The sequence below is a fragment of the Aestuariivirga sp. genome (assembly GCF_037139295.1).
Classification (GTDB): domain Bacteria; phylum Pseudomonadota; class Alphaproteobacteria; order Rhizobiales; family Aestuariivirgaceae; genus Aestuariivirga.
The window spans coordinates 1-7,545 of record NZ_JBAXGR010000130.1 but is presented as its reverse complement, the minus strand read 5'-3'; the positions used below and the strand labels follow the sequence as shown (position 1 = coordinate 7,545).

The following is a 7,545-nucleotide window of genomic DNA, read 5'->3' as shown; positions in this document are numbered from 1 at the left end:
TCCTTCTGGATCGAGTTCGGAGCGCGACTGGGCAAGGCGCTTCTGCCGCTCGCGTGGCGCTACGTCTCGAAGAGGATGTCGCCAGAGGAGGAGGCTGCGTGGCGTCAAGCCGAGAGGTGGGGGCAGGGGGAGGAGTGGTTAAAGCAGCGGTACCGGGTGAGGCGGAAAACGCAGACTTGAGGGCGGTGCAAAAAGCTAAGGCCTCCCCTAAGCTCTCCCGGCGCGGAAGTTCTGCGTCTGAACGCGGCACCGTTGAAACCAGACGTCTGTACCACTGCGGCAAGGTCGCACAACATCAAACCCAGATGCGGCAGATCCTCTCTTCGATCACGCACCCAAACGTCTCAAATCATATGACGACGGACATCAGGCCTTCCGGCGACCTTTCTCGGTGAGGAACGCCAACAACTGCGACCCATGCCGCCGACATAAATTGAACTGGGGTATAGGTGGAGCGCCTGTAGCACGGCGCTTGGCCGCATTTCCTACGGTTGTCGGCAGGTAGTCGAGTGGAAAGCTGGAAGAAAGAGAGACCGTATCTTTCCCGCATATCGACAAAGCTGGTGCCTCCTGCGAGAAATGGCTGAAAGTGGCGCATCGGACAAGATAAAGATGCGAACTGATCGGTTCTCCTAAGTCTTTGATTTGTAGTGGTCGGAGCCTTTTGTGGCTGTCGATCAAACGCTTGAAGCTGGTAGGTCGTGGGCACCCCTTCCCAACGCGGCAGCATTGGCTAGTATCACCGCATGGCAAGATCAGCAAAGGTTGGTGAGGTGCGCAAGCCCGCGAAACGGGCGGGTGTCGCGGACGAACGTGTACACCAGGACCTCTACAAAGCGATCATCGACCATCGCATCGCCCCTGGCACGCCGCTTCAGGAGGATGCGCTGGCGAAGGCCTTTGGCATCAGCCGCACGGTGATCCGCAAGGCGTTGCAGCGCCTGGCCCATGAGCGGCTGGTGGAACTGGTGCCTAATAAAGGGGCATTTGTGGCCAAGCCCACAGCGGAAGAGGCGCGCCACGTATTCGAGGCGCGCCGCGCGCTGGAGCGGGTGCTGGTGGAGCGCGCCATCGAGGCCGGTTCCGACCGCGACATCGCTACGCTGGTCGACACCGCTAGGCAGGAGAAGAAGGCTGCCGACAAGGGAGACAAGGAAGAGCGGCTGAAGCTCTCCGGCACTTTCCACCTGCAGCTGGCGCGTATCGGCGGCAACCCGGTGCTGACCGGCTTTCTCACCGAGCTCGTGTCACGCTCCTCGCTTATCATCGCTCTTTATGAATCGCCCGGCGCTGTGCCATGTTCCCACGGCGAGCACCTTGAGATCGCTACCGCCATCCGCCAGCGCAACCGGGCCCGTGCGGTGCAGTACATGAACCATCACCTGCAGCACATCGAGGCGCAGCTCGATCTGAGCAATGCATTAGTGAACGTCGACTTCGCCCGCTTGTTCAGGAAAGATGGCGCCGGTCGCGGCAGCAGCCCGGCCGGCTGAGGCTCAGCCGTGCTTGCGCCTGGGCGCATGCGAGCGGTCCGGTGGCGCATAAGCCGACAGCGTGCCCTTGTAGGGCTTGTGCAGCGGATAAGCGAGGTCGCCCCGCTTCGAGGTGCGAAGACCCAATGAAACAAGGGCTTCGGCGAATTTCACGGCCGCTGTGACGCCATCGATCACTGGCACGCCGAGCTTGTCCTCGAGATAGGCGTTGAGGTCGGCCATTCCCGCACATCCCAGCACGATAGCGCCCGAGCCGTCTTCCACGATTGCACGCTCGCACTCCGCGAGGATCAGCTTGCGGCTGTTCGATTCCGGCGCTTCCAGTTCCAGCACCGGAATGTCGGTGGCCCGCACCCGGCGGCAGTGGTGCTCCATGCCGTAGTTGCGCACCAGATGCTCGGCGATGATGCGGGTGCGCTCAAGCGTGGTGACGATGGAGAAGCCGGTGGCAATGAAGCTCGCCGCGTGCATGGCGGCCTCGGCAATGCCCAGCACTGGTCCAGTAGCAATTTCGCGCGCGGCGAGGAGGCCCGGATCACCGAAGCACGCAATGACGTAGGCATCCGCCACCGGGTCCTCGTTGATGGCCTCGACGAGGCCGACGATGCTCATCGCCTCGTCATAGTGGCCCTCGATCGACACCGCGCCGCAGCGCGAAGTGATAGGAACAATCTCAGTGCCCGGCGCCGCGACGGCCCTTGCGGCGGCGGCGATCGTCGCCGTCATCGACGCAGTCGTATTGGGGTTGATGACCTTGATCTTCATGTCCGGCGTCCATTCCACGACCTTGGCTGGTTTCGGGCAGCCTGATCAGCAATTGGGCAGGCTGCCTCAAACATAGCCAAGTGTATACAGTTGTGTTTTTTCATTGCATGTTTCGGTATTCGAGTCCAACCTCAAATCAAGGCCGGCATCCAAGACCAGACCGCAGGACATGCGGCGCAGCCGGGCGACTTGATGGGAAGAACGTCAGACCTGACAGGAGGGACTCCATGCTTATGATTTCTCGTCGTGCTTTGATTGGCGCAGCCAGCGCCCTCGCACTTTTTGCCGGCGCCCACGCGGCGTCTGCCGCCGACGCCAAGCTGAAGATCGGCTTCGTCGGCGTCACCAGCGGCCCCGCCGCCGCCTGGGGTACTTCTAACGTCCGATCCATGCAGACCCTCGCCGAATGGTACAACGAATTGGGTGGCGTGAAGATCGGCGACAAGACCTACGAGCTCGAGGTGATTACCTTCGACGACCAGAAGGACCCCAAGCGCGCCGTTGAGGGTATGGAAAAGATGGCCCAGGAGGGCATCCACTATGTCGTCGGCCCGAACGTCGATGACGGCGCGGCCGCCGTCCGCCCGGTGGCGGAGAAGAACGGCATCATCTATTTCCCCTATGCCTTCCCGAAGGAACTCTATACCGCGCCGGCCTCCAACGCCGTGCTGGGCATGATCGCCAACTACCAGTCAGGTCCGGCAATCTACAAATATCTGATGGACAACAAGGGTGTGAAGAAGGTGGCTTTCGTCGCCGCCAACGAGTCCGACCCGCTGAGCCAGCGTGACTCTGGCGTCGCAGCAGCCAAGGCGTTGGGCCTCGAGGTTGTCGCCGACAAGGACACCTACCAGAACGATACGCGCGACTTCACCCCCGTGCTCACTCCCATCGTGGCGCTGAAGCCCGACCTGCTCGTGCTGTCGGGCGTCGCCCCCGCCAATGCACCGCTGCTGATCCGCGCTGCGCGTGAGCTGGGTTACGAAGGCCTGATCTCAACCGAAACGGCGCAGGACGCCAAGGTGATCGAGGAAGGAGCGGGCGAACTCGCCAACGGCTTCATCTCGGTTGGCGGCGCTTCGACGCCTGAAATCGCCTCTGACCACATGAAGGAGTTCGTCGACCGCTACACCAAGAAGTTCGGCGAATACAATGACGAGTCAAACACCAAGGTCTATGCGCTCGACTACATCCTCGAGACCATCAAGGCCAATCCGGCGGCCATCGACAACGTCGATGAATTCAAGAAGACCATCGACAGTTTTGAAGCGCCGAACCCCTACCTCAAAGATCCGAACGCTCGGCTGAAGTATGTCGGCACAACCTCCTTCGGCCAGAAGCGCCAGGTGGCTGTCCCCATGGTGGTGAATGAATACAAGGACGGCAAGTTCGAGACGCTGTTCGTAGGCACCGTCGACTGATGCTACCCTGACACGAGACGACACTGGGGGTCCGGTCATGCCGGGCCCCCCGCGCAATTTCACCTCTGGGTCCGGTGGCTGATGGAACAGGTAATCGCAAACGGTCTCTATCTTGGGGCGCAATATGCCCTTATCGCTCTAGGGCTAACGCTCATCTTTGGCCTGATGAACGTGCTGAACTTCGCCCATGGCCAAATGTATGTGCTGGGCGGCTTCATCACCTACACGGTCTATGGTCAGTTGGGCCTGCCCTTTCCGGTCGCCGTCATCTGCTCGGGCATCACCCTTGCTGTCATCGGCGGCTTCATGGAGCGCTACCTGTTCCGCACGGTGATCCGCCGCAGCCATCGCGAAGAGAGCACCATGCTGCTCGCCGCCGCCACGGCCTTCTTCTTCGACGCCGTGATGTTGTTGATCTTTGGCGAAAAGCAGCGCGGCGTCCCCAAAATCGTCAAGGGCGTTTTCAACGATTTCGGCATCATCCTGCCCTATGACCGCATCGTGGTGGGCGTCGTGGCCGCCGTGCTGATTCTCTCCTTCATCGCATTCATGAAGTACACCAGAACAGGGCGGGCCATGCGGGCCCTCGCGCAGGACCGGGTCGCCGCCCAACTCATGGGTGTCGAGGTGGATCGCTATACTATGATCGGCTTTGCCATGGGTGCCATGCTGGCGGGTCTGGTCGGCGGTCTCCTTGTCTCAATCACAGGCGTCAACTCCGGCATTGGCGGTCCAATCTCGATCAAGGCATTCATGATGATCATGATTGGCGGAGCGGGCGTGGTCGGCGGCGCCATCGCTGGCGGCTTCATCCTCGGCATGATGGAATCAGTCGGCCTCACAGTTTTACGTGAATTTGGCGACGTAACCTATCTGGTGATTTTCGCGGCGTTGATGGTGTTTCTAAGCATTAGGCCCAATGGCCTGATGGGCAAGCCGTGGGGCTGAACACCATGACGAAGAAGCTCGCCGGACTGATTGTCTTCCTCATCACGGTCTTCATCGTGGTTCCGTGGCTCATCTCAGTCACCGGCCGGACAGACCTCTACTATGTCTTCACCTCAGTGGCACTTCTCTCCATCGCCAGCGCAGGTGTGTGGCTTACCTTCTACATCGGCCGCATCAACATCGGGCAGGGTGCCTATGCACTGATGGGCGGCTATGTCTCCGCCATCCTAATCATGTATTATGGGTGGTCATTTTGGTGGACACTGCCGGTGGCGGGCATGTTCTGCGCCGTGGCCTCGATCCTGATCGGCATCCCGATCCTTCGCTTGCGTGGAGTCTATTTCGCCATGGTGACGCTGATCCTCACCGAGGTGATGCGGCTTCTCGCGCTGGCAGTACCGATCACCAACGGCGCCAAGGGCATCACTTCCATTCCGCCACCGGGACCCCTCTCGATTTTTGGTTTCGTGCTGGTGCCTGACTTCGCAACCTTGCAGAACCCGCGCATCGCCTTCTACTACCTTTCGGCGGTGCTCATGATTATATGCTTTGCGCTGATGTACCGGCTTGTGCATTCGCGCATCGGTCACATCTGCATGTCGTTGCAGCAGAACGAGGAGCTGGCCTCGTCGATCGGGGTCAACATCGCGGCGCTGCGCGTAATGGCCTATGCCATTTCCTCCTTCCTTGGCGGGTTGGCTGGGGCGGTGTTCATCGGCGCTACGCAGTCGATTTATCCCTCGAGCTTCACGGTGACCGACAGCGTTAATTTCATGCTCAACTGTTTCCTCGGCGGTCTGGGTTATGTCTTTGGGCCGATGCTCGGCACGTTAGTGCTCTATCTCGGCTGGAACCTGCTGTTTTCTACCGGCGAATACCAGCTACTCATCTATTCCGCCGCGATGATTGTGCTCATGCTGGTGCTGCCCAATGGCCTCCTCAGCCTCGGCGCGAAGCGGAAGGACTGAAGCATGGCACAGATCCTCGAAGTCAAGGCGCTGACCAAGCGTTTCGGTGGCCTCACCGCTGTCAATGACGTCAGCTTCGCCGTCAACGAGAAGGAGATCCTCTCGGTCATTGGCCCCAATGGTGCGGGCAAGTCCACCCTGTTCAAGCTGATCTCGTCCTTCCTCAGCCCCACATCGGGCGAGGTCACTTTCAAGGGCGAGCGCATTTCCAACCAGTCGCCGCACATCGCAGCGCGCAAGGGCGTCGTCCGCACTTTCCAGGAGACGACCATCTTCCGCAACATGAGCGTGCGCGACAACGTGATCGTGGCGCACCAGCTGCGCGCCAGGGCCTCACTGCTCGGATTTTTCCTGGGTTCGGCCGAGGCCCGCCGCGACGAGGCGCGCTTTGCGGAATCAGCAGACGAGATCCTGAGTTTCCTTGGCCTCGATGGCATCGGCGGCGAGTTTGCCCGCAACTTACCGCATGGCCACCTCCGAGCACTCGGCATCGCTATCGGGCTGGCCACCAAGCCGACGTTGTTGCTGCTCGACGAGCCTTTCGCAGGCATGAACCATGATGAGACGATGAAGGCTGTGTCCATGGTGCGTAAGCTTCGTGAGCGCGGACTGACAGTCCTTCTGGTGGAGCATGACATGCAGGCCGTGATGAAGATCTCCGACCGAATCGTGGTGCTGAACTTCGGCGAAAAGATCGCTGAAGGCACGCCCTCCGAGATCCAGAACAACCAGCGCGTCATCGAGGCCTATCTGGGCGTCGAAGATGAAGCGATCGGACTTTAGGCGATGACCCAGATTCTCGATTTCCGGAACGTCGATCTCTTCTACGATCACGTCCATGCTTTGCGGAACGTGTCCCTCAGCGTAAGCGAGGGCGAGACAGTGGCGCTGATTGGTGCAAATGGCGCTGGCAAGTCATCAATCCTCCGCGCTATCACGGGTCTGCGCAAGATAAGCAAGGGCGAGATATTCTACAGCGGCCAACGCATCGATGGGAGGAACCCGGCCGAGCTCGTCAAATCCGGCATCGCCATGGTGCCAGAAGGTCGACGCGTGTTCCCCTACATGAGCGTGAAGGATAATCTTCTCATGGGTGCCTTCACCCGAACTGACAAGACGGATATTGCTCGTACGCTGGACATGGTGCTCACACGTTTCCCGCGTCTCAACGAACGCTTTTCTCAGGCGGCGGGCACCATGAGCGGTGGCGAACAACAGATGATGGTAATCGGTCGCGCTCTTATGGCTAAGCCCCGGCTCTTGTTGCTGGACGAACCCTCGCTCGGCATCGCGCCGAAACTGGTGCAAGATATCGCACGCTCCATCGTGGCCATCAACCGGGACGAGAAGGTGAGCGTGTTGCTCGTTGAGCAAAACTCGCGCATGGCGCTGCGTATCTCACAACGAGCCTATGCGCTGACAACCGGAACAGTTGCGCTGTCGGGAAACTCTGCTGAGCTTTTGGCGGATGATCGCGTCAAGGCACTCTATCTGGGTGGTGAGCTATGAGTGGCTATCCGCGTGACATGAAGGGCTATGGACGGGCCATTCCCGACCCGCAATGGCCGGGCGGTGCCAATGTCGCCGTGCAGTTCGTACTCAACTACGAGGAGGGCGGAGAGAACAACATCCTCCATGGCGATGCGGCCTCGGAGGCATTTCTTTCCGAGATTGTCGGCGCGCAAGCCTGGGTGGGCCAGCGCCACTGGAACATGGAGTCGATCTATGAATATGGCGCGCGGGCTGGCTTCTGGCGGCTGTGGCGCATGTTCACCGAGCGGAAGGTGCCGCTCACCATCTATGGCGTCGCCACCGCCATGTCGCGCTCGCCCGACCAGGTTCAGGCGATGAAGGAAGCCGGATGGGAAATCGCCAGCCACGGCCTCAGGTGGGTCGAGCACAAGGACATGCTTGAGGGCGAGGAGCGTCGCCAGATTGCCGAGGCGATCC

At 60.2% G+C, this 7,545-nt stretch carries 9 protein-coding genes; 8 read left to right on the top strand and 1 reads right to left on the bottom strand.

The window, feature by feature from the left end:
* Together WCJ41_RS19005 and WCJ41_RS19000 are read left to right on the top strand one after the other, a co-directional pair.
* The coding region (locus WCJ41_RS19005; protein WP_336907409.1) for a hypothetical protein at window positions 1–180 on the top strand (180 nt) is incomplete at its 5' end.
* Between the two features lie 566 nt (window positions 181–746).
* A complete protein-coding gene (locus WCJ41_RS19000; RefSeq protein WP_336907408.1) occupies window positions 747–1,493 on the top strand; it encodes a GntR family transcriptional regulator in 747 nt (248 codons plus the stop codon).
* Between the two features lie 3 nt (window positions 1,494–1,496).
* On the opposite strand, the gene WCJ41_RS18995 is transcribed toward WCJ41_RS19000, so the two are convergent.
* Complete coding sequence (locus WCJ41_RS18995) at window positions 1,497–2,258, bottom strand: aspartate/glutamate racemase family protein (protein ID WP_336907407.1); 762 nt, start codon at window positions 2,256–2,258, stop codon at window positions 1,497–1,499.
* Window positions 2,259–2,491: 233 nt separating this feature from the next.
* On the opposite strand from WCJ41_RS18995, the gene WCJ41_RS18990 reads away from it, so the two are divergent.
* From WCJ41_RS18990 to WCJ41_RS18965, 6 genes are all read left to right on the top strand, one after another.
* Window positions 2,492–3,679: an ABC transporter substrate-binding protein gene (locus WCJ41_RS18990; protein WP_336907410.1), complete on the top strand. Its 1,188-nt coding sequence runs from the start codon at window positions 2,492–2,494 to the stop codon at window positions 3,677–3,679.
* An 81-nt stretch (window positions 3,680–3,760) separates the two neighbouring features.
* Window positions 3,761–4,627: a branched-chain amino acid ABC transporter permease gene (locus tag WCJ41_RS18985; protein WP_336907406.1), complete on the top strand. Its 867-nt coding sequence runs from the start codon at window positions 3,761–3,763 to the stop codon at window positions 4,625–4,627.
* Window positions 4,628–4,632: 5 nt separating this feature from the next.
* Complete coding sequence (locus WCJ41_RS18980; protein ID WP_336907405.1) at window positions 4,633–5,595, top strand: branched-chain amino acid ABC transporter permease; 963 nt, start codon at window positions 4,633–4,635, stop codon at window positions 5,593–5,595.
* A 3-nt stretch (window positions 5,596–5,598) separates the two neighbouring features.
* Complete coding sequence (locus WCJ41_RS18975; RefSeq protein WP_336907404.1) at window positions 5,599–6,378, top strand: ABC transporter ATP-binding protein; 780 nt, start codon at window positions 5,599–5,601, stop codon at window positions 6,376–6,378.
* Between the two features lie 3 nt (window positions 6,379–6,381).
* Window positions 6,382–7,104 carry an ABC transporter ATP-binding protein gene (locus WCJ41_RS18970; RefSeq protein WP_336907403.1) on the top strand — a complete coding sequence of 241 codons (723 nt, stop codon included), beginning with the start codon at window positions 6,382–6,384 and terminating at the stop codon, window positions 7,102–7,104.
* Window positions 7,101–7,545, top strand: a 445-nt coding sequence (locus tag WCJ41_RS18965) for a polysaccharide deacetylase family protein (protein WP_336907402.1), incomplete at its 3' end; no start/stop codon positions are given. The genes WCJ41_RS18970 and WCJ41_RS18965, both read left to right, overlap by 4 nt.